This window comes from Nocardioides sp. ChNu-153 (assembly GCF_030466625.1).
Classification (GTDB): Bacteria; Actinomycetota; Actinomycetes; order Propionibacteriales; family Nocardioidaceae; genus Nocardioides.
Genome location: NZ_JADEVT010000005.1, coordinates 192,568 through 217,184, shown reverse-complemented (window position 1 = coordinate 217,184; position 24,617 = coordinate 192,568). Strand labels below are relative to the sequence as shown.

The 24,617-nt window shown below is 74.2% G+C and carries 29 protein-coding genes; 17 read left to right on the top strand and 12 right to left on the bottom strand.

What is annotated here, in order from left to right:
• Nucleotides 1-181: hypothetical protein (locus tag INN71_RS09575; protein ID WP_277501496.1), on the bottom strand; the 181-nt coding region annotated here is incomplete at its 3' end.
• A gap of 127 nt (nt 182-308) precedes the next feature.
• On the opposite strand from INN71_RS09575, the gene INN71_RS09570 reads away from it, so the two are divergent.
• The 3 genes from INN71_RS09570 (at nt 309) to INN71_RS09560 (ending at nt 1,489) form a co-directional block, all read left to right on the top strand.
• A complete protein-coding gene (locus INN71_RS09570; RefSeq protein ID WP_277501499.1) occupies nt 309-689 on the top strand; it encodes a helix-turn-helix transcriptional regulator in 381 nt (126 codons plus the stop codon).
• Nucleotides 690-823: 134 nt separating this feature from the next.
• The gene (locus tag INN71_RS09565) at nt 824-1,237 is read left to right on the top strand and encodes a hypothetical protein (RefSeq protein ID WP_301800124.1); all 414 of its coding nucleotides are present in this window, start codon (nt 824-826) and stop codon (nt 1,235-1,237) included.
• A gap of 51 nt (nt 1,238-1,288) precedes the next feature.
• Nucleotides 1,289-1,489 (top strand): hypothetical protein, encoded by a 201-nt coding sequence (locus INN71_RS09560; protein ID WP_277501502.1) that lies wholly within the window; start codon nt 1,289-1,291, stop codon nt 1,487-1,489.
• A gap of 74 nt (nt 1,490-1,563) precedes the next feature.
• Here the strand turns inward: INN71_RS09560 and INN71_RS09555 are convergent, their stop codons facing one another.
• A complete protein-coding gene (locus INN71_RS09555; protein WP_277501504.1) occupies nt 1,564-2,973 on the bottom strand; it encodes an NAD-dependent malic enzyme in 1,410 nt (469 codons plus the stop codon).
• Nucleotides 2,974-3,106: 133 nt separating this feature from the next.
• Here INN71_RS09555 and INN71_RS09550 point away from each other — a divergent pair, with 133 nt between their 5' ends.
• The 7 genes from INN71_RS09550 to INN71_RS09520 all read left to right on the top strand — a co-directional run bounded on the left by INN71_RS09550 (nt 3,107) and on the right by INN71_RS09520 (nt 7,705).
• The gene (locus INN71_RS09550; RefSeq protein WP_277501505.1) at nt 3,107-3,439 is read left to right on the top strand and encodes a GNAT family N-acetyltransferase; all 333 of its coding nucleotides are present in this window, start codon (nt 3,107-3,109) and stop codon (nt 3,437-3,439) included.
• Between the two features lie 190 nt (nt 3,440-3,629).
• Nucleotides 3,630-4,556 (top strand): aldo/keto reductase, encoded by a 927-nt coding sequence (locus INN71_RS09545; protein WP_277501506.1) that lies wholly within the window; start codon nt 3,630-3,632, stop codon nt 4,554-4,556.
• Between the two features lie 261 nt (nt 4,557-4,817).
• Complete coding sequence (locus INN71_RS09540) at nt 4,818-5,753, top strand: AraC family transcriptional regulator (RefSeq protein WP_277501507.1); 936 nt, start codon at nt 4,818-4,820, stop codon at nt 5,751-5,753.
• Between the two features lie 56 nt (nt 5,754-5,809).
• Complete coding sequence (locus INN71_RS09535) at nt 5,810-6,721, top strand: DUF692 family multinuclear iron-containing protein (protein WP_277501508.1); 912 nt, start codon at nt 5,810-5,812, stop codon at nt 6,719-6,721.
• Nucleotides 6,718-7,176: a hypothetical protein gene (locus tag INN71_RS09530; protein ID WP_277501509.1), complete on the top strand. Its 459-nt coding sequence runs from the start codon at nt 6,718-6,720 to the stop codon at nt 7,174-7,176. The genes INN71_RS09535 and INN71_RS09530 overlap by 4 nt, the downstream gene beginning before the upstream one ends.
• Nucleotides 7,173-7,409, top strand: coding sequence for a hypothetical protein (locus INN71_RS09525; protein WP_277501510.1), 237 nt, complete (start codon nt 7,173-7,175; stop codon nt 7,407-7,409). The genes INN71_RS09530 and INN71_RS09525 overlap by 4 nt, the downstream gene beginning before the upstream one ends.
• On the top strand, nt 7,406-7,705 hold the full coding sequence (locus INN71_RS09520) for a hypothetical protein (RefSeq protein WP_277501511.1): 300 nt from the start codon (nt 7,406-7,408) through the stop codon (nt 7,703-7,705). Before INN71_RS09525 ends, INN71_RS09520 begins: the two co-directional genes overlap by 4 nt.
• Before the next feature lie 3 nt (nt 7,706-7,708).
• On the opposite strand, the gene INN71_RS09515 is transcribed toward INN71_RS09520, so the two are convergent.
• Nucleotides 7,709-8,338, bottom strand: a complete 630-nt coding sequence (locus INN71_RS09515) for a nitroreductase family protein (RefSeq protein WP_277501512.1) — start codon at nt 8,336-8,338, stop codon at nt 7,709-7,711.
• A 110-nt stretch (nt 8,339-8,448) separates the two neighbouring features.
• Between INN71_RS09515 and INN71_RS09510 the strand changes: the two genes are divergently transcribed.
• Together INN71_RS09510 and INN71_RS09505 are read left to right on the top strand one after the other, a co-directional pair.
• Nucleotides 8,449-9,048 carry a TetR/AcrR family transcriptional regulator gene (locus tag INN71_RS09510; RefSeq protein WP_277501513.1) on the top strand — a complete coding sequence of 200 codons (600 nt, stop codon included), beginning with the start codon at nt 8,449-8,451 and terminating at the stop codon, nt 9,046-9,048.
• 64 nt (nt 9,049-9,112) lie between these two features.
• Complete coding sequence (locus INN71_RS09505; protein ID WP_277501514.1) at nt 9,113-11,431, top strand: MMPL family transporter; 2,319 nt, start codon at nt 9,113-9,115, stop codon at nt 11,429-11,431.
• 188 nt (nt 11,432-11,619) lie between these two features.
• Here the strand turns inward: INN71_RS09505 and INN71_RS09500 are convergent, their stop codons facing one another.
• A complete protein-coding gene (locus tag INN71_RS09500; protein ID WP_301800123.1) occupies nt 11,620-12,879 on the bottom strand; it encodes a S1C family serine protease in 1,260 nt (419 codons plus the stop codon).
• 170 nt (nt 12,880-13,049) lie between these two features.
• On the opposite strand from INN71_RS09500, the gene ald reads away from it, so the two are divergent.
• Entirely contained in the window at nt 13,050-14,177 is a 1,128-nt protein-coding gene (gene ald, locus INN71_RS09495) for an alanine dehydrogenase (RefSeq protein WP_277499503.1), read from the top strand.
• 21 nt (nt 14,178-14,198) lie between these two features.
• Here the strand turns inward: ald and INN71_RS09490 are convergent, their stop codons facing one another.
• Complete coding sequence (locus INN71_RS09490; RefSeq protein WP_277499502.1) at nt 14,199-15,260, bottom strand: ankyrin repeat domain-containing protein; 1,062 nt, start codon at nt 15,258-15,260, stop codon at nt 14,199-14,201.
• A 106-nt stretch (nt 15,261-15,366) separates the two neighbouring features.
• Here INN71_RS09490 and INN71_RS09485 point away from each other — a divergent pair, with 106 nt between their 5' ends.
• Both INN71_RS09485 and INN71_RS09480 read left to right on the top strand, forming a co-directional pair.
• The gene (locus tag INN71_RS09485) at nt 15,367-15,870 is read left to right on the top strand and encodes a hypothetical protein (protein ID WP_277499501.1); all 504 of its coding nucleotides are present in this window, start codon (nt 15,367-15,369) and stop codon (nt 15,868-15,870) included.
• A gap of 19 nt (nt 15,871-15,889) precedes the next feature.
• On the top strand, nt 15,890-16,915 hold the full coding sequence (locus INN71_RS09480) for an adenosine deaminase (protein WP_277499500.1): 1,026 nt from the start codon (nt 15,890-15,892) through the stop codon (nt 16,913-16,915).
• Between the two features lie 41 nt (nt 16,916-16,956).
• On the opposite strand, the gene INN71_RS09475 is transcribed toward INN71_RS09480, so the two are convergent.
• Nucleotides 16,957-18,012 carry a bifunctional 2-polyprenyl-6-hydroxyphenol methylase/3-demethylubiquinol 3-O-methyltransferase UbiG gene (locus tag INN71_RS09475; RefSeq protein WP_277499499.1) on the bottom strand — a complete coding sequence of 352 codons (1,056 nt, stop codon included), beginning with the start codon at nt 18,010-18,012 and terminating at the stop codon, nt 16,957-16,959.
• A gap of 165 nt (nt 18,013-18,177) precedes the next feature.
• Between INN71_RS09475 and INN71_RS09470 the strand changes: the two genes are divergently transcribed.
• Complete coding sequence (locus INN71_RS09470) at nt 18,178-18,783, top strand: hypothetical protein (RefSeq protein ID WP_277499498.1); 606 nt, start codon at nt 18,178-18,180, stop codon at nt 18,781-18,783.
• Between the two features lie 307 nt (nt 18,784-19,090).
• Here the strand turns inward: INN71_RS09470 and INN71_RS09465 are convergent, their stop codons facing one another.
• Genes INN71_RS09465 through INN71_RS09455 form a run of 3 tightly spaced genes read right to left on the bottom strand, consistent with a single transcriptional unit; the run spans nt 19,091 to nt 21,776 of the window.
• Entirely contained in the window at nt 19,091-19,948 is an 858-nt protein-coding gene (locus tag INN71_RS09465; RefSeq protein ID WP_277499497.1) for an ABC transporter ATP-binding protein, read from the bottom strand.
• Complete coding sequence (locus INN71_RS09460; protein ID WP_277499495.1) at nt 19,945-20,784, bottom strand: ABC transporter permease; 840 nt, start codon at nt 20,782-20,784, stop codon at nt 19,945-19,947. The genes INN71_RS09465 and INN71_RS09460 overlap by 4 nt, the downstream gene beginning before the upstream one ends.
• A complete protein-coding gene (locus tag INN71_RS09455; protein ID WP_277499494.1) occupies nt 20,781-21,776 on the bottom strand; it encodes an ABC transporter substrate-binding protein in 996 nt (331 codons plus the stop codon). Before INN71_RS09455 ends, INN71_RS09460 begins: the two co-directional genes overlap by 4 nt.
• A gap of 139 nt (nt 21,777-21,915) precedes the next feature.
• Here INN71_RS09455 and INN71_RS09450 point away from each other — a divergent pair, with 139 nt between their 5' ends.
• Nucleotides 21,916-22,770 carry an aldo/keto reductase gene (locus INN71_RS09450; protein ID WP_277499492.1) on the top strand — a complete coding sequence of 285 codons (855 nt, stop codon included), beginning with the start codon at nt 21,916-21,918 and terminating at the stop codon, nt 22,768-22,770.
• A 111-nt stretch (nt 22,771-22,881) separates the two neighbouring features.
• Here the strand turns inward: INN71_RS09450 and INN71_RS09445 are convergent, their stop codons facing one another.
• From INN71_RS09445 to INN71_RS09435, 3 genes are read right to left on the bottom strand one after another with little or no spacing between them, the layout of a single operon-like run.
• On the bottom strand, nt 22,882-23,370 hold the full coding sequence (locus INN71_RS09445) for a hypothetical protein (protein ID WP_277499491.1): 489 nt from the start codon (nt 23,368-23,370) through the stop codon (nt 22,882-22,884).
• Entirely contained in the window at nt 23,367-23,981 is a 615-nt protein-coding gene (locus INN71_RS09440) for a rhomboid family intramembrane serine protease (protein WP_277499490.1), read from the bottom strand. Before INN71_RS09440 ends, INN71_RS09445 begins: the two co-directional genes overlap by 4 nt.
• A 54-nt stretch (nt 23,982-24,035) precedes the next feature.
• Entirely contained in the window at nt 24,036-24,602 is a 567-nt protein-coding gene (locus INN71_RS09435; RefSeq protein WP_277499489.1) for a hypothetical protein, read from the bottom strand.
• Nucleotides 24,603-24,617: the final 15 nt, after the last annotated feature.

Below are 24,617 nucleotides of genomic sequence, written 5' to 3'. Positions count from 1 at the left end.
TCACGCCGTCACGCTCGTTGTCCCGGTACAGGTCCGTCTCCGACAGCAGCACGGGGTTCGGCCCGCAGCAGCCCGCAGCAGACTGCGACGACCGTGCCGCCTCGGCGTACCGAGCCCGCACGGTCTCGCGCAGGCCTCCCGGGTCGGCGGTCGGTGCCGCGACGGTCTGCTCCTCGGTCATCAGTGCCTCCACGGCGCGATGGGCGGTTCGAACCGCCAGCGGTACGCGCGCCTGGTTAGACGGACGTCGATGCAACGAACGCTGGCGTACTGGTTCGACGTCTGTCAATATGTGGAGGGTGAACACCATGGCACCGGTCGTCGACGAGGCCCCGCTCTCCTCTGCGGACGTCACGCTGCACCCGGGCACCCCGGCCGCCGCAGTCGCGTGCTGCGAGCCCGATGACGGCGACGCCGCCGGCCTGAGCGCCGCGGAGGCCACCACGGTCGCCGCCGTCCTGAAGGCGCTCGCCGACCCGGTGCGCCTCCGCCTCTACTCCCGGATCACCGCGGCCGCCGAGCCCGTTTGCGTCTGCGACATCGACGACGTCGGCGTCTCCCAGCCCACGGTCTCCCACCACCTCCGCAAGCTGCGCGAGGCCGGGCTCATCGCGTCCGAGCGCCGCGGCACCTGGGTCTACTACTCGCCCGTGCCCGGGGCCACCGCGGCCGTCCGCGCCGTCCTCTAGTCCCGGTGGGACGTCACCAGCACCTGTCGCCCCCGTTCCCTGCACCCTCCCGGTCCGCGCAGAACTACTGGGCCAGGAACACCCGCGCCCTCCGTCTCCATCCGCTGGTCGGGTACGTCGCCCTCGTCGTCGGCGTGGCCTCACCGGTCGGCCTCCACTGGATCCTCTCCACCGGACCCGACCTCGAGCTCGCGGCCGCAGCCGCCGCGGTCGTCGGCCTGGGAATCGCATTCGGCCTCGTCAGGTCTGCCGAGCTGCAGTGGGCCAGCCGGCGATCGGCGGTCCGGCTGGAGGGCCGGACCCTCCTGCTGACCGGGGGCTCGGAAGACCACCGGGTCGACGTGGGCTCGGTCGTGAACGTCGAGGTGGAGCAGGGCTACTCGTGGTGGGACCTGGCCGTCGCAGGAGGGGCCGAGTCCTTGCCTCGGGTCCTGGTCATCACCGACGACGGGCGGCTGCGCCGGTCGGGCCCGCTCGGGTTCTGGGGCGATCCGGAGCCCGAGGTCAGCCGGTTGAAGCACGATGTCCAGGAGCGCAGGCACGGGTGACCGGTCGGCGCCGGCAGGGGTAGCCCGACGCCCCCGGGGCACCGGACTCCCGTGAGCGACCCCACCGACCCCCGCCGCGACGACCGCCCCGCGGGCCCCCCGCCGTGGCAGGACCCCGGGCCTCCCGGGTACGGCGCGGGCATCGGCGGGCGGCGTCCCCCGAACCCGAGGGCGCTCCTCGTCGCGATCCTGCTGACCGTGGTGCTGCTCCCGCTCGTCTCCTGGCTCCTGATGGAGCGCTCGGGCGGCTGAGCGACCCGGGTACGACGACGGGCCCGGACCCCCGCAGGGGGACCCGGGCCCGTCGCCGTACCGGCAGGTGGGGCTCAGCCCTTCGGCGTCGGGTCCCCGACGATCGCGGCGGCGACGGCCTTCGGCACGGCCGGGTCGAAGACCGACGGGATGATGAAGCTCGGGTTGAGCTCCTCGTCGGTGACGACGTGCGCGATCGCCTGGGCGGCGCGCAGGAGCGCCTCCTGGGTGACCTCGTGGGCGCGGGCGTCGAGCAGCCCGCGGAAGACGCCCGGGAACGCGAGCACGTTGTTGATCTGGTTCGGGTAGTCCGAACGGCCCGAGGCGACGATCGCGGCGTACCGGCCGGCCACCGACGGGTCGATCTCCGGGTCCGGGTTGGCGAGCGCGAAGACGATGGCGTCGGAGGCCATGTCCTGGATCCACTCGGCCTGCAGCAGGCCGGGGCCGGAGACCCCGATGAAGACGTCGGCGCCGCGCAGGCCGTCCTGCAGCGTGCCGGTCACCTTGCGGGGGTTCGTGCGGCGCGCGAGGTCGAGCTTGGCGGGCGGCAGGGACGTGTCCTCGCCCGACAGGCAGCCCTCGCGGTCCCAGACCACGACGTCGCTGACCCCGGCGGCGAGCAGCAGCCCGACGATCGCCGTACCGGCCGCGCCGGCGCCGGCGACGACCACGCGCACGTGCTCCATCCGCTTGCCGACGCAGCGCAGCGCGTTGGTCAGCGCGGCGAGCACGACGATGGCCGTGCCGTGCTGGTCGTCGTGGAAGACGGGGATGTCGAGGCGCTCGCGCAGGCGGGCCTCGATCTCGAAGCAGCGGGGGGCCGCGATGTCCTCGAGGTTGATGCCGCCGAAGCCCGGAGCGATCATCTCGACGGCCTTGACGATCTCGTCGACGTCCTGGGTGGCCAGGCAGATGGGCCACGCGTCGATGTCGGCGAAGCGCTTGAACAGCGCCGCCTTGCCCTCCATGACCGGCAGCGCGGCGCCCGGGCCGATGTTGCCGAGACCCAGCACGGCGGAGCCGTCGGTGACGACGGCGACCGAGTTGCCCTTGATCGTCAGGCGCGGCACGTCCTCGGGGTTCTCCGCCAGCGCCTTCGACACGCGGCCGACGCCCGGGGTGTAGGCCATCGAGAGGTCGTCACGCGTCTTGAGCGGCACCTTCGAGGAGACCTCGATCTTGCCGCCGATGTGCAGCAGGAACGTGCGGTCCGAGACCTTGTGCACCGTGACGCCGTCGATGGCGTCCACCGCGGCCACCAGCTCGGAGGAGTGGTCGGCGTTGCTGGCCGAGCACGTCACGTCGAGCACGATGCGGTCGTGGCGCGACTCCGCGACGTCGATCGCCGTGACGATCCCGCCCCCGGCGGCGATCGCGGTGGCGACCGTGCCGATGTGGCTGTTGTCGGGCGTCGTGTGCAGACGCATGGTGATCGAGTACGACGACGCGGTCGCCGGGGTGGGTGCGCTGACGGGGGCCATGCTCGCAAGCGTCCGGCCACGCGAGGGTTACGGGCAAGTCACCTCCGACCGCAACGACCGAAAGTGGTGGGCACCACACGGACCGGCGGGCATCCGGCGCCTCCGGGCGGGTACCCCGCCTAGGGTTCCCCGCATGAGCACCCCCACCGACCCGGCCGCCGTCACCGTCGTCGACGCCCCCGGCGAGTCCCGCTTCGAGATCCGGGTCGACGGCGCGCTGGCCGGTTTCGCGACGTACCGGCTCAAGGACCACGGCGCGCTGGTGTCCGTGCTCCACACCGAGATCGACGAGGCGTACGCCGGGCAGGGCCTCGCCAAGCGGCTCGCCGAGCAGGTGCTGGCGGACCTGCGCGCCGACGGCCGACGCATCCTGCCCTTCTGCCCGTTCTTCCGCGGCTACCTCGCGAAGCACCCCGACCAGGTCGACCTCGTCCCCGCGGAGCGCCGCGCCGACTTCGACCTCTGAGGGGTACGACGTCCCCCAGGTCGTCGCCGGGCAGTGGTGCCGGTCCCGCCGGCGACCGCGTCCGCCGTCTCGCAGACCACCGGCGAGGCCCGCCACCTCGGTCGGCATGGCGACCCCGGCAGGGGAATGCCCAGCGGCGTGCCACGTTGGTGGTCGGAGAACGACACGCCGACCCCTCGGAGGAGCACCTGTGAGCACCACCCCCTCGACCGCGTCCCCGCTCGACCTCGGCCCCCTGATGCTGGGCGGCAACGTCTTCGGCTGGACCGCCGACCGCGAGACCGGGTTCGCCGTGCTCGACGCCTGGCTCGCCGCTGGGGGTCGCTCGATCGACACGGCCGACATGTACCCCCAGTGGGTCGAGGGCCGCGAGATCGGCGACTCCGAGCGCATCATCGGCGACTGGATGGCCGACCGCGGCGTCCGCGACCAGGTCGTCGTCGCCACCAAGGTCGGCCAGGGCGACGGTCGCGAGGGCCTCGCCCCCGACAACGTCCGCGCCGCGCTGGAGGACTCCCTGCGCCGCCTGCGCACCGACCGCGTCGACCTCTACTACGCTCACGTCGACGACGAGACCGTCCCGCAGGAGGAGTACGTCGCCGCCTTCGGCGCCCTCGTCGCCGAGGGCAAGGCGCTCCACCTCGGCGCCTCCAACTTCTCCGCCGACCGGCTGCGCTCCGCCGTCGCGCTCGCGGCGGACGCGGGCGTCACCGGGTTCACGGTCAGCCAGGACCGGTGGAACCTCCTGGCCCGCGACATCGAGACCGACCTCGTGCCGGCGCTCGCCGAGCTGGGCGTCGCGGAGACGCCGTACTCCGCGCTGGCCAGCGGCTTCCTCACCGGCAAGTACGCCCCCGGCGCGAACGTCGACTCCCCGCGCGCCGGGGCAGCGGCGTCGTACGCCGACAAGCCCGGCGCCGAGCGGGTCCTGGCCGCCCAGGCGGAGATCGCCCGTGACCGCGGCGTCACCCCGACCGCCGTCGCCCTGGCCTGGCTGCGCGCCCAGCCCGTCGTCTCCGCGCCCATCGCCAGCGCACGCAACGCCGAGCAGCTCTCTGCCCTCGTCGAGTCGTTCACGCTCGACCTCACCGCCGACGAGGTCGCCGCGCTGTCCTGAGCCACCCACCGGCGGTTGAGGTGGGCAGCGCCCGGTGGTCGAGGTGGGTGCGCCAGCACCCCGGTGGTTGAGGTGGGTGCGCTAGCACCCCTCGAAACCACCTGGAAGAGGGACGTGGTCTTCGAGGACCGCCGGCGCGGCCACCTCGACCGCCGGGACCCCCGCGGCGGGCCGCCGACCCGATCGGGCACGGATGATCGGGTGCGGCGGGTCCCGCCCGCCCTAACGTCGGTGACGTCATCGAGCGGAGAGGGGGAGGGCGTGATCGCGCAGCTCACGGCGGTCGTCGAGCGGATCGAGCAGCTCGTCGCGGAGCCCGGGGCGTCGGTGGACGTCCCGGCGCTGGCCCGCGAGGTCGCGACGACCGAGCACCACCTGCGGCGGATGTTCTCGGCACTCACGGGCATGCCCATCTCGGAGTACGTTCGGCGGCGCTGGATGACCCGGGCGGCCGACGACCTCGTGGCCGGGGACGACGACCTGCTGAGCGTCGCCGTCCGCCACGGCTACTCGTCGACGGAGTCGTTCGGGCGGGCCTTCCGGGCCGTCCACGGCGCCCGGCCGACGGACGTGCGTCGTGCCGGCGGTCCCGTGCGCGCCCAGCTCCCGCTCCGCTTCCACCTCACCGTCGAAGGGAGCACCCCCATGGACGTCCGCGTCCTCGACCTGCCGGCCTTCCGGCTCATCGGTCCCTCCGCCCGCGTGCCGCTCGTGCACGCCGGCGCCAACCCCCACATCGCCGCGTTCCTGCGCGGCCTCCCACCCGGTACGACGGACGCCCTCGCCGCCTTCGCGGCGGCCTCCGCCGACCCGGCCACCCGTCCGTCCGGCGTCGTGGCCGTCAGCGACGGCCTCGATCCCGACCGGGCCGAGGGCACCGAGCTGACCTACCAGCACGCCGTCGCGGTGCCCGCGGGCGCCACGCCCGCCGTACCGGGGTTGCCCGAGGGCGTCGCCGTCGCCACGACGGAGGTCGCGGCCGGGACGTGGGCGGTCTTCGCGTCGTCGGGTCCCTTCCCGGCGGCGTTGCAGGACACCTGGGCCCGCACGGCCACCGAGTGGTTCCCGTCGCAGCCCTACCGGCTCCGACCGGGACCGGAGCTGCTGACCGTCACGGTCCATCCGCCCGCAGCCGGCACGCCGGCGACTTCCGGGCCGACGGCCGACGCGGAGATCTGGTTGCCGGTCGCCCGCTGAGCCGCGCCACCGCCAGCCACGTTTCGCGCGCGGGGCCGCGGCGCACACTCCGCGCCGTGACCGTCGAGGGGGACCACCGAGCGCCTCGCGGGCCGGCCGGGCTCGCGGGGACGGCGGTGGCGTGGCGCCGGCCGATCGCCGACCTGCTGACGTCGTGGGCGGCGGCCGGCGACCTGGGGTTCACCGAGGTCGTGGCGGAGAACGTCGACCCGCGGCACCTGCCCGCCGAGCTGCTCGTGCTGCGGGACCACGGGGTCACCGTCGTGCCGCACGGCGTCACCCTGGGGATCGCCGGAGCGGATCGCCCCGACCCCGCGCGCCTCGCCCGCCTGGCCGCGCTCGCCGAGGCGCTCGGCTCACCCGTCGTCAGCGAGCACGTCGCGTTCGTGCGCGCCGCCGGCACCCCCGACGCGTTGCACGGCGACGTGCTCGAGGCCGGTCACCTCCTGCCCCCGCCCCGCACGAGCGACAGCCTCGACGTGCTCGTCGAGAACGTGCGGGCGGCCCAGGCGGCGCTCCCCGTGCCGCTGGTGCTGGAGAACGTCGCCGCGCTGCTCACCTGGCCCGAGGACACCCTCGACGAGGCCGACTTCCTCACCGCCCTCGTCGAGCGCACGGGCTGCCGCATCGTGCTCGACGTCGCGAACCTCCACGCCAGCGCGATCGCCCGCGGGACCGACCCGGCCGCCGACCTGCTGCGCTTCCCCCTCGAGGCGGTGGCCTACGTCCACGTCGCCGGGGGCGTCGTGGACGCGAACGGGCTCTACCTCGACACCCACGCGCACCCGATGACCCCGCCCGTGCTCGCGCTCGTGCGCACGCTCGTGACGGCGTACGCCGAACGCTCGCTCCCCCTGCCCGGCATCCTGCTCGAGCACGACGAGGACGTCACCGTCGCGGCCATCGAGGGCGAGTACGCCGCGCTGCGCGCCGCCGTCGCCACGGCCCGGACGGGCGTGACCGCGTGACCGGCACCGACGTCCGGGCACGGCTGGCCGCCCGGCAGCAGGAGGTGCTGGACGCGCTCCTGCGCGGTGCCGTGCCGCCCGGGTTCGACCCCACGGGCGCGGCGACGACCACCCGGGTGCTGCTGCGCAAGCGCAGCGACGCCGCCGTCCGCGCGGTCCCCGAGCTGGCGCAGCTCCCGGGCTGGCGCGACCGCTTCCACGCATGGGCGGCCACCTGCCCCGCCCAGGGGTGCGGCCACGACGACGCCGACGCCTTCGCTGCCGCGCTCGCCACCTCGTCCGACGCGGTCGAGCGGGAGTGGGCCCGGCTGGCCGCCGTCCACGCCGGCACCCGGCACGTCGCGCTCGTCCAGCTGGACGGGCGTCGCGTCCTCGTCGTCGGCGTGGGCCGGCGCACGTGGCGCCTCACCCGCCGACCGGCACGCCGGCGGCACCTCGGAGGGAGAACCGCATGATCCTCGACTACTCCGCCCCGACCGTCCTGGGCCTGCTGCTCCTCATCGGCCTCGTCGCGTTCGCCACGTCCCTGCAGCGGTCGTCGGCCCCGCGCCGTACCCCGCCCGGCGGCCGTCCGCGGACCCAGCACCGGCGACGGCCGAACGACGGGAGCGGCGCCGGGGGCGGCGACGACACGGGCTCGTGCGGGTCGTCCTGCGGCAGCAGCTGCGGCGGGGGTGGGGGCGAGTGACCGTCGTCGTCGTGGGCCTCGTGCTCTTCCTGTCGGCGTTCGCCGCCGTCCTGGTGCTCGTCCTCACCCTCGTCGTGCGGGTCGGCCGCGGCTCCGCCCGCCGTCACCCGCGGCGGGGCGGGCGCCGTGGCGGCCACGACGGGTGGGCCGGCGGCGCCTGGGGCGGCTCGACCGGCACGAGCTGCGGCTCGTCGGGCGGCCACGACGGCCCGGGCCACTCCTGCAGCAGCTCCTCCTGCAGCTCGTCGGGGTCCTCCTGCGGGGGCGGCGGCGGGTGCGGAGGCGGCGGGACCTGAGGGTCAGCCCCCGAACGGCACGCCCCATGTGCCGTCGTACGCCGACTCCGCCAGCGCCCGGCGCACCCGCTCCTTGCGGTGGCGGGCCACGTCGGCCTCGCCGGCCGCAGCGACGTGCTCGTCGGTGCCGACGTAGCCGACCGCGATGCCGACGAGCACCCGGAAGGCGTCAGGGACGCCGAGACCCTCGGCGACGGCGGCCCCGTCGACGCCGGCGAACTGGTGCGTGTGCAGCCCGACCGCCTGCGCCTGCAACGTCAGGTGGGCGACCGACTGGCCCAGGTCGTAGTAGGAGTAGTCGCCCTTCGACGACCGGCCCTCGTGCTCGCCGACCAGGACGGCGCCCACGATGACGACCGGAGCGGTCGGCACCCAACCGCGGTTGCCCGAGCTGAGCGCGTCGACGACGACGTCGTACGCCGCTGTGCCGAGCCGCGTCACGACGTACGCCCACGGCTGCGTGTTGCCCGTCGACGGCGCCCAGGCCGCGGCGGCGAGCAGCCCGCCGATGGTCGCGTCGTCGACGGCGCGGTCCGTCGCGAACACCGCGGGGCTCCAGCGCGAGCGCATGGGCTCGGCGACGAGGTCGGCGGACGGGCTGGTCACGGAGAGGGACGAGGCGGCATCGGTCACCGCGCCATTGTGGCCAGCCGGCACGGCGCCGCCTCGACCGGGCGGGTGAGGCGGGGCTCACAGACCCCGAGGCTGTGCACTCTTGGATACGCAGTGCAAGATTGCACTTCGTGAGCCTGAGTGCATCGAACGCCTTCCCGCGGGGGCGAGCCGGCAAGCGGGAGGAGACCGCCCGCCGCATCGTCGTGGCCGCGCAGGAGCTGGTGCTCGAGCGGGGGCTCGAGGGGTTCACGATGGACGACCTGGCCGCGGCCACGGGGGTGTCGCGGCGCACGCTGTTCAACTACTTCCCGTCGAAGCTCGACGCGTGCCTCGGCCCCGCGCCCACGATCCCGGAGGACGGCGCCGACGTCTTCCGCGCGGGCGGCCCCACGGGCGTGCTCATCTCCGACCTCGAGGTGCTGGCCCGCCAGGTGCTCCACCACGAGGAGCCCACCCAGCAGGAGCTGGTGCTGGCCCGTCGCCTGCTGCAGATCCCCCGGTTCCACGAGGCCGCCCACGAGCGGTTCGAGGACCTCGCCGAGCAGCTGCAGGAGGCCCTCGCCGAGCGCGACGGCCATGCCGCGGACCCCGGCACCGCCCGCCTGATCATCCGACTGCTCGTCGCCGTCGTCGACTCCGCCCTCGACGCCAGCATCGCCGGGGACGACACCCCGCTGCCCGACCTCTTCTCGCGCTACCTCGCCACGGCTCGCTCGCTGCTGGCCTAGGCCCCACCACCCGACGTACCGCCCGCGCACGACCCGCCCGCCCCACCCGAACAGGAGCCCACGCATGGCCATCCTCCTCCACCGACTCGGCAGGACCGCCTTCCGGCGCTGGCCGATCTTCCTCGGCGTGTGGGTCGTCGCGCTCGTCGCCGTCGGCGCCACCGCGCTCGCGATCGCCAAGCCGACCACCAGCGCCTTCACCATCCCGGGCATCCCCTCGGAGCGCGCGAGCGAGCTCCAGCAGGAGCTGTTCCCCGACGCCGAGGACGCGCTGAACGACACCTCCGTCACCGTGGTCGTCGCGGCGCCGGAGGGCTCGACACTCACGGACGAGCCGTACGCCGACCGCATCGCGCAGCTGGTGCAGGACCTCTCCGAGAGCCCGCAGGTGCTGAGCTCGGAGGAGGCGCCGATCCTCGACCCGACGACGGCGGCCGCGGCGCAGGAGGAGGCGCTCGTCGCCGGCGGCGCGACCCCCGAGGACGTCGCCAACCTCGCGCCGGTCGACCCGGACGGGCGGGTCGGGCTCATCACCCTGGAGTTCGACGTCGACGAGCCCACCGACATCGAGCCGGCCAGCCAGGAGGCGATCATGGAGCTGGCCGACGAGGCCAGCGGTGACGGCCTCCAGGTCGAGGCCAACGGCCCGGGCCTGCAGCTCATGGAGATCAGCGGCGCCTCGGAGCTCATCGGCATCGCGGTCGCCCTCGTCGTGCTCGTGCTGACCTTCGGCTCGCTCGTCGCGGCTGGCCTGCCGATCGTGACGGCCATCGTCGGCGTCGCGCTGACCTCGCTCGGCGTCACGGGCATGACCGCGTTCACCGACGTCAGCGACATGACCCCGATCCTGGCGGTGATGATCGGCCTGGCGGTCGGCATCGACTACGCCCTCTTCATCCTCGCCCGCTACCGCAGCGAGCTGCAGCACACGGACGACCGGGAGGAGGCCGCGGGCGTCGCGGTCGGTACGGCGGGCTCCGCCGTCGTCTTCGCCGGCCTCACCGTGCTCATCGCCCTGGCGGCCCTGGCCGTCGTGCGCATCCCGTTCCTCACCGCCATGGGCCTCGCGGCCGCGACCGGCGTCTTCCTCGCCGTCCTCGTCGCGCTGACGCTGCTGCCCGCCGTGCTCGGCATGCTGAAGGGCAAGGCGTTCGGCGGTGTCGTGCGCCGCTACGACCCGAAGCGCGACGCGTCGGGTCGGGTGCTCAACAACGGTGTCCGCTGGGCCCGCACCGTGGGCCGCTCGCCCGTCGCGGCCGTGCTGCTCGTCGTCGTCGCGCTCGGCGCCCTCGCCATCCCCGCGAAGGACCTGCAGCTCGCGCTGCCCAGCGACTCCACCAGCCCGAGCGACACCACCCAGCGCCAGGCCAGCGACCTCATCACCGAGGCGTTCGGCGAGGGCCGCCAGGCGCCGCTGCTCGTCGTGGTCGACGGTCGCGACATCGAGGACGACACCGCCCGTCAGGAGGCGTTCGGCGAGGTCGTCGCCTGGGCCGCCGAGAAGGACGACGTCGCCCACGCCCAGATCACCGGCACCAACGCCGCCCCGGAGGCCGACCCGGCCACCGCCACCGGCGCCACCGTGCTCGTCACCCCTGCGTCGAGCGCCGAGGACGTGGCGACGACCGACCTGCTGGCCGACATGCGCGCCACCCAGGGCGACCTCGAGGACTCGACCGGCACCGAGGTCGGCGTCACCGGCATGACCGCCATCGCGGTGGACGTCTCGGACCGTCTGAACGACGCGCTGCCGATCTACCTGCTCGTCGTCATCGGCCTGGCGTTCCTGCTGCTGGTGCTCGTGTTCCGCTCGCTCCTGGTGCCGCTCACCGCGACCCTCGGCTTCCTGCTGACGGTGCTCGCGACGCTCGGCATCACGGTGCTCGTGTTCCAGGAGGGCGCGCTCGGCCTGATCGAGGGCCAGCCGCTGGTCAGCTTCATGCCGATCTTCCTGGTCGGCGTGGTGTTCGGCCTGGCGATGGACTACCAGGTGTTCCTGGTGACCCGGATCCGCGAGGCCCACGTGCACGGGGCGGACGCGGTCGCCGCCGTGGTCGACGGCTTCCGCAACTCGGCCCGCGTGGTCGCGGCCGCCGCCGTCATCATGATGTCGGTCTTCGCGGCCTTCATGCTGATGGACGCCTCGTTCATCAAGGCGATGGGCTTCGCCCTCGCGACGGCGGTCTTCATCGACGCGTTCGTCGTGCGGATGACCCTGATCCCCGCCCTGATGTACCTCATGGGCGACAAGGCCTGGTGGCTGCCGGGCTGGATCGACCGGTTCCTGCCGCGCGTGGACGTCGAGGGCGAGAGCCTCGAGCGCGCCCACGCCCGCCACGACGACGACCGGCACGAGCGGGAGCACCAGACCGCCGGCGCCTGAGGCCGGCGCCTGAGACTGGCGCCTGACCACGGCGCCCGGCTCCCGCCGTACCGCACGACGGCCCCGCACCCCTCGAGGGTGCGGGGCCGTCGGCGTCCTCCAGGTGCGCCGGACTCCGGGATACGCCGGACGTCGTGCGGACCGTGGGCCGGGGGGCTCGGTCCGCATGACGTCCGCGGGATGGTGCGTCAGTTCAGCGGCGACTCGCCGAGGGTGACCTCGGCCTCCTGCTCCGCGCCGGAGGCGTCGGTCCACGTCACGTCGACCTCGTCGCCGGGCTCGTGGGTGGCGACCTCGGCGGCGAGCTCGTCGTACGACGCGACCTCGGTGCCGTCGACGGAGGTGATGACGTCGCCGGCGGCGAGGCCGGCGTCCGCGGCGGGCGTGCCCGGCTCGGCCTGCGCGACCAGCACGCCGCCGGCCGTGGGGTCGATGCCGACGCCGAGGTAGGCCGCGGGGCCGATGACGACGCCGTCGCCCTCCTGGTCGCTGACGACGAGCTCGACGACGTCGAGCGCCTCGTCGATGGGGCGGGCGTAGCTGGTGCCGCCGCCGTCCTCGTCCTGCGCCGCGGGAGTGGCCATGGGGCTGCGCCGGCCGTTGGTGGCCGCGGCCGCGGTGCTGATGCCGACGACCTCGCCCTCGTCGTCGAACATCGGGCCGCCGGAGTAGCCGGGCACCACGTCGGCGGTGGTCTCGACGAGACCGGTGATCGCGGTCTCCGAGCCGGTGGCCTGGTCGGTGGTGGTGATGTCCTCGTCGAGGCCGGTGACCTCCCCGCTGACCGCGGAGAGGAAGCCCTGTCCCGAGGCGTTGCCGAGCGCCGTGATCTCGTCGCCGATCTCGACCCCGCCGTCGTCGTCGAGCGTGACGGTGTCGAGCCCGCTCGCGTCCTGCAGCTGCAGCACCGCCACGTCGGCCTCCTGGTCGTAGCCGACGACGTCCGCGTCGTACTCCTCGCCCGTCGACGCCACGGTGACGCGCACCGTGCTGGAGCCGTCGACGACGTGGTAGTTCGTCACCGCCAGCCCGTCCTCGCTCAGCACCATCGCCGTCCCCGCGCCCGCCCCGCCCGGCAGGAGGGTGTCGACGACGAGCACGCCCGCGTCCGAGGGCTCCTCGCCGTCGGCGGTGCTCTCCGTGCCCGCCTCCCCGCGGTCAAGCAGGTCGGCGAACCCGCCGCTCGTCGGGGCCTGCTGCGAGGAGGTGCCCGAGCCGGCGCCTGCGGAGTCGTCCGCGTGCAGCGCCACCGGCACCGCGACCGCCGCGCCGAGCGCCGCACCCGCGAGGCCGCCGCCGACCGCCGCGAGCCACCCGCGCGGACGCCGGCGCGGGGCCGTGGGGGCCGGGTACGCGGCGTACGGCGGGAGCGCGGCGTGGGGTGCGCCGTACGGCGGGAGCGGCTGGGGGCGGTCGGGGTGCGGCGGGAGCGGACGCGTGTCGTTCATGGCATCCAGTGGACCTCGCGTGCCTGCACGCGGGGTGAGTGCGGGCTGTGAAATCGGTGTGAGCCCGGGGTCGACGCGCGACGTGACGTGGAGCACACTCGACCGGACGCGGCCACCCTCACCGCGTCGTACCGGGCGGGCCCACGAGGCCCCGACACACAGGAGCAACCATGCGCATCGGCGTCCCCACCGAGGTCAAGAACCACGAGTACCGCGTCGCCCTCACCCCTGCCGGAGCCACCGAACTCGTCGCCCACGGCCACGAGGTGCTCGTGCAGTCCGGGGCGGGCCTCGGGTCGGCGCTGCCCGACGAGGCGTACGCCGCGGCCGGCGCCCGGCTCGTCGACGCCGCCGACGACGTGTGGGGCGACGCCGACCTCGTGCTGAAGGTGAAGGAGCCGGTGGCGGAGGAGTACCACCGCCTGCGGCCCGGCCTGCAGCTCTTCACCTACCTGCACCTCGCCGCCGACAAGGCCCTGACCGAGGAGCTGGTCGCGCGCGAGGTGACGGCGCTGGCCTACGAGACGGTGCAGACCGCGGACGGGGCGCTGCCGCTGCTGGCCCCCATGTCGGAGGTGGCGGGGCGCCTCGCGCCGCAGGCCGGCGCCTACCACCTCATGCGGGCCGGGGCCGGCGTGCTGGGCGGCCGCGGCGTGCTGATGGGCGGGGTGCCGGGAACGTACGCCGCCAACGTCGTCGTCGTCGGCGCCGGTGTCGCCGGGATGAGCGCGGCGCGCGTCGCGCTCGGCCTCGGGGCGCGGGTGCTGCTGCTCGACAAGAGCGTGACCGCGCTGCGTGCGGCGGACCGGGCGTTCGGCGGGCAGGTGCAGACCGTCGCCTCCTCGACGCTGGCGCTCACCGAGGCGGTGCTCGAGGCGGACCTGGTGATCGGCGCCGTGCTGGTGCCGGGCGCGAAGGCCCCCACCCTCGTCTCCAACGACACCGTCGCCCGCATGCGGCCCGGCGCGGTGCTCGTCGACATCTCGGTCGACCAGGGCGGCTGCTTCGAGGACTCGCACGCGACGACCCATGCCGACCCGACGTACCGCGTGCACGACGCGACCTTCTACTGCGTGGCGAACATGCCTGGAGCGGTGCCGCACACCTCGACGTACGCCCTGACGAACGTGACGGTGCCCTACGCGCTCGCCGTCGCCGACCAGGGCTGGCGCGACGCCTGCGCCGCCGACCCCGCCCTCGCCCACGGGCTGTCGACCCACGCCGGCGCCGTCACGAACGCCGCGGTCGCCGCGGCACACGGCATGACGAGCGTCGCCGTCGCGGAGGTGCTGGGCTGAGCGGCGGGCCGGTCGCTGGACTCACCGTCGGTACGGCGGCTCCGGCAGGTCGACGCGGTCGGGGTTGCGCAGCACCCAGGTCACGGCGAGCTCGGTGAGGACGTCGACGGCGGGCTCGTCGAAGGCTCCACCCTCGAGGCGTGCCACGGCCTCGTCCGCGTCGCGGAGGTCGGCGTCGTCGAGCGGCGAGCCGGTGCGCACGTGCGCGGCGTACGCCTGCAGCATCCGGTCGTAGTCCCGGTCCCAGTTGCCGCCGCCGTTGCCGAGGATCTCGTTGCCCACGCGGCCGGCGATCCGCACGACCTCCCCCTGGACGCTGTCCGCGGCGCCGCCGGCGGGCACGAGCATCTTCCACAGCTCCGAGAACTGGGCCTTCCACCCCTCGGTCGTCACCGTGATCGGCTCGCCCGGCTCGAGCACACGCGGGGGCACCGAGGGCTCCACGCCCAGCAGTTCGAACAGCTCGTGCAGGGCGGCCAGCATCTCCTCCCCGCCCTTGCCGTCCGCGATCCTCCGGTGCACGGCCGACATCGTCTGGCGGAGGTACTTCGGGGTCTCGCCCGAGACGCGCGCGCCGCGGTCGACGAGCACCCGGGCGACCTCGATGGCTGCCGCTGCCTGGTAGTCGTGCAGCCGTGTCATCGCACGGTCGAGCGCCGTGTCGCCGCGGCGCCCGTAGGTGAGCAGGGGGTCGGCGCCGTGGTCGAGCAGCAGGTGCAGGCCCGGGGTGTTCAGGTGCTCGGCCGCGGCGGTCAGAGGCGAGGAGTGTCCGGTGACGTCGGGGTCGGCACCGTGCTCGAGGAGCACCTCAACGACGCCGATCTGGTTCCTCCACCTGACGTGGTGCGTCAGCGCGGTGTTGCCGAAGCGGTCGACGGCGTTCGCGTCGGCACCGCGCTCGAGCAGCCACCGGACCCCGTCGGCGTCGAGCCTGTTGCTCATCAGGGCCGACTCCTTGTTGTAGTCACGCCCCACGGCGGTCACCTCGACCTTCGCGAAGATCTCCTCGAGCTCCGCGACCGTGTACACGTCCCCCCTGCCGAAGTCCTTCGGCAAGGTGGTGCGCTTCTTCGCCATCCTCATCCCCCTCAGCGTGGCGCGTCGACGTCCCCGTGACGCGCGATCCGGTCGAGGTCACTACCCCCGCGTGTCTCCCCCCACGCCTGCGGCAGGTGCGACGATCTCGACCATGGGTTCTCGTTACGACATCGCGGTCCTCCGCCGGACGTCCCTGGCGGAGCTCGGGCAGGCGCTCGGCGGCGTCCTGACCGTCGGCGACCAGGCCGTGGAGCCGTGGGCGGGACCGTCCGGCGTCACCGTGGCGCAGGTCGACGGCGCGGCGGAGAGCGCGGTGGTCGTGCTCGCTGCGCCCATGAAGCTGCCCCGCGGTGTCGACACCCGCCTGGTGAGGAGGCTCGGGACCGAGGCGCTGTTCGCCACCGTGTGGGACTCGGTCGGGGTCTACTCCCTCCGCGTCGTCGGCGACGGCATCGACCGGGAGATCACGGCCGATCCCGACGACGGGATGCACCGCCGCGGGACGTCGCTGCCCGAGGAGCCGTCGTGGCCCGAGGTCGACGAGGCCTACGTCCAGACCGTGCTGAGGGCCCGCTGCGGGATCGACCCCGGCGCCATCCAGGACGTGGCGACGACCTGGTTCCCGCTGCTCCCGTCCCCGTCGTCCGACCGCTAGCCCCACCGGAAGGATCTCCGTGCACGACTTCATCGCCGGCCTGCCCAAGGCCGAGCTCCACGTCCACCACATCGGCTCCGCCTCGCCCCGCATCGTGGCCGAGCTGGCCGAGCGCCACCCGGGCACCGTGCCCAGCGACGCCGCCGAGCTCGCGAAGTTCTTCGAGTTCCGCGACTTCGCCCACTTCATCGAGGTCTACCTCGCCGTCGTGGCGCTGGTGCGCACGCCCGAGGACATCCGCTACCTCACCTACGAGATCGCCCGCGAAATGGCGGGGGGCCAGAACCTGCGCTACGCCGAGCTGACGTGCACGCCGTACACCTCGGTGCGCCCCCACGACGAGGGCGTCGGCATGCCGATCGAGGCCTACACGGAGGCGCTCGAGGACGCCCGCGTCGCGGCGGAGCGGGACTTCGGGCTGGTGCTGCGCTGGATCTACGACATCCCCGGCGAGGCGGGCCTGCCCGCGGCGGACGCGACCCTCGGGTTCGCCCTCGACCACGGCCCGGACGCCCTCGTCGCCTTCGGGCTCGGCGGCCCGGAGATCGGGGTGCCCCGGCCGCAGTTCCAGCCCCACTTCGACGCCACCCGCGCGGCGGGCCTGCACAGCGTCCCCCACGCCGGCGAGACCACCGGGCCCGAGACCGTGTGGGACGCGCTGCGGCTGCTGGGCGCCGAGCGCATCGGGCACGGCACCTCCTCGGCCCAGGACCCCGCGCTGCTGGCGCACCTGGCCGCCACGGGCGTCCCGCTCGAGGTGTGCCCGTCGTCGAACGTGGCGACCCGGGCCGTCCCCTCCCTCGACCTCCACCCGCTACGGGCCTTCCGCGACGCGGGGGTCACGGTCACCATCAACTCCGACGACCCGCCGATGTTCGGCACGACGCTCAACCGCGAGTACGGGATCGCCGCCGAGATCCTGGGGCTCGACGAGGCCGGCACCGCCGAGCTCGCCCGCGCCGCCGTCCGTGCGTCCTTCGCCGACGAGGGGACGAAGGCCCGGGTGCTGGGCGAGATCGACGCGTACGCGAGCGGCCGCGGCTGAGCCTCGCCCCACGGCCGCGCGACGCTTCCGAGCCGCGAGTCCTAGGACTGCCCCCCGAGCCTCCCCGCCACCGACCGCGCGGCACGTCGCACCCGTACGGCGGCGCGCACCGGCAGCCTGCTGCGTAACCGGTCGAGCGAGCGCTCGGCCCGCTCGGCCCGGGCGCGCCACGCGCGGGTCTCGGCCTCCGCGGCCTCCCGTCGTACCCGTTCCGCCTCCCGCCCCGACCGCTCCGACCCGGCCTCGGTGCGCCACCGCTCGGTGGCGGCCTCGGCGCCCGCGACGCGCTGGTGCAGCGCGCGCTCCCGCGCGGCCCGGACATGGGCGGGCTCGGCCAGGTCGGCGCGACCGAGCAGGTCGAGCCGCGTGATCCCGAGGTCGCCCACCCGCAGGAGCCGACCCTGCGCACCGGGCGCCGGGCGCACGAGCCACGTGACCTCGTCGGCCACCAGCCCGTGCCGCTCGCGGGTCGCGGCCGGCACGAGGTCGGAGCACCGCAGCAGCACCACGTCGAGACCGGCGGCCCGCAGGCGGTCCTCCACGTCCCAGCCATAGAGCCGCACGTGGTCGGCCTGGCCGAACCGGGCGATGCGCGTCTCGGCGTCGGCGTCGGGGTCCTCGTCGGTCGGCACGTCGTCGGGCGGCAGCGGCACCTGCACGAGACCGATCCCGTCGTCGGCGAGCACCCGGCGGATCTCCGCCATCGCGGCCGCGTCGTTTGGCACGTGCTCCAGCACGTGGTAGCAGATCAGCAGGTCCACCGACCCGGTGGCGAGCGGCACCTGCGTGAGGCTCCCCTGCACGGTCACGTCGCGCCCGTCGGCGGCCGGGTCGAAGTCCATCCCCACCACGCGCCGCGCGCCCAGGTCGGCGAGCACCCGCGTCGTGTGGCGGCTCGGGGCCTCGTCGAGCACCAGCTCGGCGTCAGCGACGAACGGGCCGAGGGCCCGCAGCAGCAGCGCCAGGAAGCGGTGGCGCTCCAGCGCCTGGCAGCGACCGCAGCGCGCGCCCACCCGCCCCTTCGGCCCGGGCGAGAAGCCCTCCGCCAGCTCCGCACCGCACGACGGACAGCGCTGCCCCACCTGGTCCCCCACCATGCGATCGGACCCTAGCCGCCGGCGGGTTCGAACGTGACGCGAACCACACAGGCGACCGCCGGTCCTGCGGAAACCTGAGAGCGTCCCGGCGGCGTCCACTACGTTCTCGGCAGGAACGGTCGTCGAGCGGGGGGTTCGGGCGTGCGGGGTCTCAGAGGGGTCGTCGTGGCCACCGTGGTGGCGGTGCTGTCGACGGTGCCGGGTACGGCGCACGCGGCGCCGGCCGGTCTGCCGGTCCAGATCGACGATCCCCGAGGGGACGTCGAGCGGTACCCGAGCTCGTACGGTCCGTCGTTCGCGCCGGCCGCGCCGCCGACCGCGTCGGACATCGCCTGGGTCCGCGCCCGGGCGCAGGGCGACGACGTGCTCGTCGAGGTGGCGGTGGAGCAGGTGTTCGCCTACGCCCGCCGTACGACGCGCAGCGGCCAGCGCCTCACGCTCGACGTGGGGCAGCAGCTCATTGCCGCGAGCTACGGCGACACCCTGGTCTCCCTGGATCCCGACCGGACCGGCACCGGGTTCCGGGTGCGGTCGACGAACGTGCACGACCCGAGCGAGCCGTGGTCGGTGGGCCAGTGCGACGTCGACGGCGCTGTGGCCTGGTCGCGGGTCCACGACGTCGTGGCGGTCACGATCCCCGGCGAGTGCATCGCGGGCGAGGACACCACGGTGTCCGCCGGGACGTTCACGGTCCTCAACCGCGTCGTCGCCGTGGACGGGCGCGAGACCAGCCGGTCCGAGCGCGCGTTCCAGGACTCCGCCCTGCCCTGACCGCCCGCTCCGGGGTCACCTCGGTGGTCGAGGCGGGTGCGCTAGCACCGCCGGTGGTCGAGGTGGGTAGCCCACTCCCGGTGGTTGAGGTGGGTAGCCCACCCCGGGGGGTGGGGGGGGCCGCCCCAGCACCCCCCTAACCCCCGCGTGGAGAGCGACAGTGGTTTCGAGGGCCGCCAGCGCGGCCACCTCAACCACCGGCACAGCGCGAGCACCTCGACCACCGGACCGCTAGCGCGAGCACCCGGTGGTCGAGGCGGGTGCGCCAGCACCCCTCGAAACCACACGCCCAGGTGACGGCCGCCCCTCAGCCCCCGTGCACCAGCGCGGCGATGCGCTTCTCCACGGCGTTGAAGTCGGGCGCGTTGACGTCGCGCTCGGGGCCGAGCTCGACGGGCACGACCTCCGCGATGTGGCCCGGGACCCCGTGGGAGGCGCCGCCGGCCATGACGACGACGCGGTCGGCGAGGTACACGGCCTCCTCGATCGAGTGCGTCACGAACAGCACGGTCGCGCCGGAGGCGGCGCGCAGGCGCCCGAGCTCGTGCTGCATGGTCGTGCGGGTGAGGGCGTCGAGCGCGCCGAACGGCTCGTCCATCAGCAGCACGGCCGGGTCGTTGGCCAGGACGCGGGCGATGGCGACGCGCTGCTGCATGCCGCCGGACAGCTCGCCGGGGTAGCGGTCGGCGAACCGCGTCAGGCCCACCACCTCGATGTACTCCGCGGCCCGCGCCCGCGCCCGGGCGCGTGACACGCGCTGCTGCCGCGGCCCCCAGCGCACGTTCTCCGCGACCGTCAGCCAGGGGAAGAGCCCGTAGTCCTGGAACACCACGCCGCGGTCCGGCCCCGGCCCCCGCACGGGCCCGCCGCCGACCTCCACCACGCCGCTCGTGTGCTGCTCGAACCCGGCGAGGATCCGCAGCACCGTCGACTTGCCGCAGCCGCTGGCGCCGACGACCGCGACGAACTCGCCGGGCGTCACCTCGAGGTCGACCCCCGCGACGGCGTCGACGGGCCCGCGCCGGGTCGCGTACTGCTTGCCGACGCCCCGCAGCACGATCCGGCCGCCCTCGTCGGGCTCCCGGGTACGGCGGGTGGTCCCGGCCGCCCCCGCGGCGGCGGCGCGCGTCGTCGTACCTGCCGTCACGGCCTGGTCCCCCCTCATGCCCGCACCAGCGGGCGTCGTCCGAACAGTCCCTTGAGGCCGAGCACGAGCACGCGGTCGGAGAGGTAGCCGGCGATGCCGATGACGATCATCCCGACCACCACCCGGTCGGTGCGCACCTGCTCGCGGGCGATCATGATCATCGAGCCGAGGCCCGTGTCGATGCCGTTGGCCTCCCCGAGGACGAGGATCACCCAGCCGAGCCCCAGCCCGATCCGCAGGCCCGACACGATGCCGGGCGTCGCGGCGGGCACGACCACCTTCAGCAGCACCCCGAGCCGCGTCGTGCCGAGCATCCGCGCCGCCTCGACGAGCCGCGGCGACACCTCCCGTGTCGCGGTGATCGTGTTGAGCAGGATCGGGAAGAACGCCGACAGCACGATGAGGAAGATCGTCGCCTGGCTGCCGAACCCGATGATGAGCAGCACCAGCGGCACCCACGCCGTGGCCGGGATCGGCCGGAACAGGTTGACCGCCGGGTCGAGCGTGGCCCGCACGAGCTCCGAGCGCCCCATCAGCACGCCGATCGGGATGGCGAGGGCGGCTGCGAGGGCGAACCCGGCCAGCACCCGGAACGCGCTGGCGCCGAGGTGGCTCCACAGCGTGCCGGAGTAGGCGTCGTCGTACACCCCGCCGAAGGCGAAGTCCCACATCAGCCTCGCGACCTCCACCGGCGGCGGCAGGAAGCCCATCTTGATGTCGAAGAGCAGCACCCACTCGCCGCGCACCCCGAGGTCCCACAGCAGGAGCAGCAGGGCGATGAAGCCGACGCCGAGGGCGGCGTGGCCCGCACGCCGCCCCACGCGCCGCGCCCGGAGGGAGGCGGTCGCGCTCACGCGTCCTCCGGCTCGTCGCGCGACGCGTAGGTGGTGTCGACGACTTCCTCGACCGCGGGCTCGCTGCTGATCATGCCGAGGCGCGCCATCTGGGTGATGAGGTTGCCGATCTGCTCCTCGTACGACGGGGAGAGGTCGGAGCGCAGCCAGAAGTTCTCGAGAGCGGTCGCGAAGACGGCCTCGTCACCGCCGTACTCCTCGACCATCTCGGGCAGCCACTCGTCCTGGTTCGCGAGCATGTAGTCCGTCGTGGCCGCGTGGGTGTCGACGACCTCCTGCACCGCGTCGGGCTGGGAGTCGATGAACTCCTGGCTGGCGAGCAGACCGATGTTGACGCGCCCGATCTCGGTCTCGTACGGCGACGCGATCTCGTGGCCGCCCGCCGCCAGCGCCAGCGACACCCCGATCTCGGGCGCCAGGAACGCGTCGATCTGGTCGGTGTCGAAGGCGTTGAAGAACTCGGGCGCCGAGAGCGAGACGAGCTCCAGCTCCTCGATGTCGATGCCGGCCTCCTCGAGCATCAGCTGGAGCACGACGTACTGCGAGCTCGACTCGAGGTAGCCCACCCGCTTGCCGACCAGGTCCTCCATCGTCTGCACCGACTCGTCGCCGACGAAGCCGCTACCGCCGTCCGAGGCCGCCGCGACGACCTTGACCTCGCGCCCCTGCGCGGCGCCCGCGATGGTGGCGGTGATGGACCCGACCGCCATGTCGACGGTGCCCGAGAGCAGGGCGTCGTTGAGCGCCGGGGCCGTGTCGAGGGTGACGACCTCGTACTCGATGTCGCCCGTCGCGTGGTCGTCGTAGAGGAACGGCGCGTAGAAGTGCGGCTGCCCACGCAGCGTGCCGACCGTCACGGTGGTGACCTCCCCGTCGTCGCCACCCCCCGTCGAGGTGCAGGCGGTGAGGCCGCCGGCGGCGACGAGCAGGGCGGCGGCGGCCGCCGCGAGGCGGGCGGGACGCACGGAGCGGGTGCGGGGGACGACGGGCACGGGGGCCTCCACGGATCGGTACGGCGGGTCGGAGCGCCCACCTTCCGGCACGGGTTTTTCACGACGGTGACATCGGTGTTTCAGGGACGGGCGAGCCCGGCCCGGGAATGTTCTGGGCCGCGGACGCACTGTGCTCGGTATGGCTTCCACGAACATCCCCACCGTCAGCCTCAACAACGGGACCTCCATCCCGCAGCTCGGCTTCGGCGTCTACCAGGTGCCGCCGGAGGAGACGGAGCGTGCGGTGAGCACCGCGTTCGAGGTCGGCTACCGCCACATCGACACGGCGCAGATGTACGGCAACGAGCGCGGGGTCGGCCAGGCCATCAAGGCCTCGGGCATCCCCCGCGACGAGCTCTTCATCACGACCAAGCTCAACAACGGCTTCCACCGCCCCGACGACGCCAAGCGCTCCTTCGACCAGTCGCTCGCGGACCTCGGCCTCGACACGGTCGACCTCTTCCTCATCCACTGGCCGCTGCCGACGCGCTACGACGGCGACTACGTCTCGACCTGGCGCGCGCTGGCCGACCTCGCGAGCGACGGCCGCGCCGCCGCGATCGGTGTCTCGAACTTCCAGCCCGAGCACCTGAAGCGCATCACCGACGAGACCGGCGTCGTGCCCGCGGTCAACCAGATCGAGGTGCACCCCTACCTGACCAACGAGGCGGCCCGCGCGGCCAGCCTCGACCTCGGCATCGCCGTCGAGGCCTGGTCCCCGATCGCCCAGGGCGCCGTCCTCGACGACCCGGTGCTCGTCGAGCTCGCCGAGAAGTACGGCAAGACCCCCGCCCAGGTCACCCTCCGCTGGCACGTCGAGCGCGGCGACATCATCTTCCCGAAGTCGGTCACGCCCGAGCGCGTGAAGGAGAACTTCGACCTGTTCGACTTCTCCCTCACCTCCGACGAGGTGGACCGCATCACGGGCCTCGACAAGGGCGAGGAGGGCCGCACCGGCCCGAATCCCGACACGTTCGACTACATCCCCGACTGACCGGGGCCCCGCCCCCGGGCGGGATCGGTACGACGCCACGCGGCGCCGACGGTGAGCTCACCGTCGGCGCCGCGTTCGTCGTACCGGGGGCTCGAGGGGGTTGCCGCGGCCTCAGCGGATCCCGAGGTGCTTCTCGAGGTTGCCGGCGAACCCGTTGCCCATGGTCCCCACGACGCCCTTCATCGCGGCCTTCACGGCGGGCGCGGACACGCGCGGCAGCGGCAGGTCGACCGTGATGGCGAGGCTGATGGCGAGGTGGGTGGCGGGGCCGTCGGCGGTGGAGGCGTCCTCGAGGGAGTACCAGCCCTCCGCGCCCGCGTCCTCCTTCGCCCCGGCCGGCGGATCGTGGCGGAACTCGATGCGCTCCAGCTCGGTGAACGTCATGCGCTCCGTGAACTCCGGCGCGACGGCGAGGCTCAGGGCGGGCACCTTCGTCATCTTCCAGCGCCAGTGCTCCCCCGCCTCGCCGTGCGGCTCGATGCCCGTCAGCATCGGCGTCAGCGACGCGAGCTGGTGGGGGTCGGTGAGCACGTCCCAGATGCGCTGCCGCTCGACCGGCAGCACCTCGGTCGCCTCGTGGGTGACGGTGAACTTGGTCATCGGACCTCCGGGGTACGTCGAGGAGCACGGGCGGTACGTCGAGGAGCCAGCAGCGCTGCGGCGACCACGCCACCGAGCGCACCGAAGAGATGGCCCTGCCACGAGATGCCGGGCTGGCCGGGCAGCACGCCCCACAGCGCGCCGCCGTACACGAGGAGCACGACGACGCCGATGGCCACCTGCCCGGGGCTGCGGCTGAAGAAGCCGCGCGCCACCAAGTAGGTGATGAAGCCGAAGACGAGCACCGAGGCGCCGATGTGGTTGGTCGCCGCCGGTGCGACGAGCCAGGTGCCGAGACCGCCCACGACCCAGACGATCGCCGCGACGGCGAGGGCGCGGCCGATGCCGGACAGGGCGATCACGAAGCCGAGCACGAGCAGCGGCAGGGTGTTGGAGACCAGGTGCCCGAAGCCGAGGTGCAGCAGCGGCGCTGTCGCGACGCCCACGAGCCCTTCGTCGCTGCGGGGCTGCACCCCGTAGGCGTCGAGACGGTTGCCGAGCACGGTGTCGACGATCTCGAGCAGCCACAGCAGCGCGACGAACCCGCCCACCAGGACGGCGGCGTCGCGCACGGGCTCGGCCGCGTCGGGCCGGCGCACGGGCGTGGACATGCGGCCAGGCTAGCCAGGGAGCGGTCGACGTCGCCGCCGCCCGCCCCCGGCGGCTCAGCCCTGCGACGCCCCGGTCCCCCACGTCGGGGAGGGCTGCGGCGCGGCGCGGCGGGCCTGCACGCCGGAGGGCCCGAACGGGACGGCCGGGGGGTTGGTCACGACGGCCGGGGCGGGCGCCGTGAGCGTCAGGGTGCTGGTGCCGAACGCCGACGACGCGAGATGCATCGTGATGTCCGGCAGGGGCGCCCCCGCACCGGCGGCGATGACCCGGCTCCCGGCCCACCGCGCCGCCTTCTGGCCGGTGCCGTCGACCCAGTTGAAGTAGGTCAGCGTCCAACCGTTCAGGTCGTTGTACGAGCCGTTGAGGACCGTGTCGGGGCTGGCCGGGTCGACGGCGACGTCGAACGAGGCGGTGACGAGCAGGTCGCTCGACGCGCTGTTCGTCACCAGTCCGGAGAGCAGCACACCGTCGATCTGGCGGGTCGGCGTGAAGATCGCGGTGACGTCGCCGGCGACCGAGGCCGCGAAGGCGGGCGCCGCGTTGACGACGACGACGGCGGGGGCCGTCCAGGCGGTCGCGCGGAGGACGGCGCGGCGGGACGGGGCGGGCGGAGTGGTCACGGGGTCCGATCGGCA

Coding starts and splice junctions, on each gene's coding strand:
- INN71_RS09450 (WP_277499492.1), top strand. CDS start 21,916: ATGGCTTCCACGAACATCCCCACCGTCAGCCTCAACAACGGGACCTCC.
- INN71_RS09505 (WP_277501514.1), top strand. CDS start 9,113: ATGGCCATCCTCCTCCACCGACTCGGCAGGACCGCCTTCCGGCGCTGG.
- INN71_RS09440 (WP_277499490.1), bottom strand. CDS start 23,981: ATGTCCACGCCCGTGCGCCGGCCCGACGCGGCCGAGCCCGTGCGCGAC.
- INN71_RS09550 (WP_277501505.1), top strand. CDS start 3,107: ATGAGCACCCCCACCGACCCGGCCGCCGTCACCGTCGTCGACGCCCCC.
- INN71_RS09555 (WP_277501504.1), bottom strand. CDS start 2,973: ATGGCCCCCGTCAGCGCACCCACCCCGGCGACCGCGTCGTCGTACTCG.
- INN71_RS09465 (WP_277499497.1), bottom strand. CDS start 19,948: ATGAGGGGGGACCAGGCCGTGACGGCAGGTACGACGACGCGCGCCGCC.
- ald (WP_277499503.1), top strand. CDS start 13,050: ATGCGCATCGGCGTCCCCACCGAGGTCAAGAACCACGAGTACCGCGTC.
- INN71_RS09475 (WP_277499499.1), bottom strand. CDS start 18,012: ATGGTGGGGGACCAGGTGGGGCAGCGCTGTCCGTCGTGCGGTGCGGAG.
- INN71_RS09570 (WP_277501499.1), top strand. CDS start 309: ATGGCACCGGTCGTCGACGAGGCCCCGCTCTCCTCTGCGGACGTCACG.
- INN71_RS09525 (WP_277501510.1), top strand. CDS start 7,173: ATGATCCTCGACTACTCCGCCCCGACCGTCCTGGGCCTGCTGCTCCTC.
- INN71_RS09485 (WP_277499501.1), top strand. CDS start 15,367: ATGGGTTCTCGTTACGACATCGCGGTCCTCCGCCGGACGTCCCTGGCG.
- INN71_RS09500 (WP_301800123.1), bottom strand. CDS start 12,879: ATGAACGACACGCGTCCGCTCCCGCCGCACCCCGACCGCCCCCAGCCG.
- INN71_RS09445 (WP_277499491.1), bottom strand. CDS start 23,370: ATGACCAAGTTCACCGTCACCCACGAGGCGACCGAGGTGCTGCCGGTC.
- INN71_RS09490 (WP_277499502.1), bottom strand. CDS start 15,260: ATGAGGATGGCGAAGAAGCGCACCACCTTGCCGAAGGACTTCGGCAGG.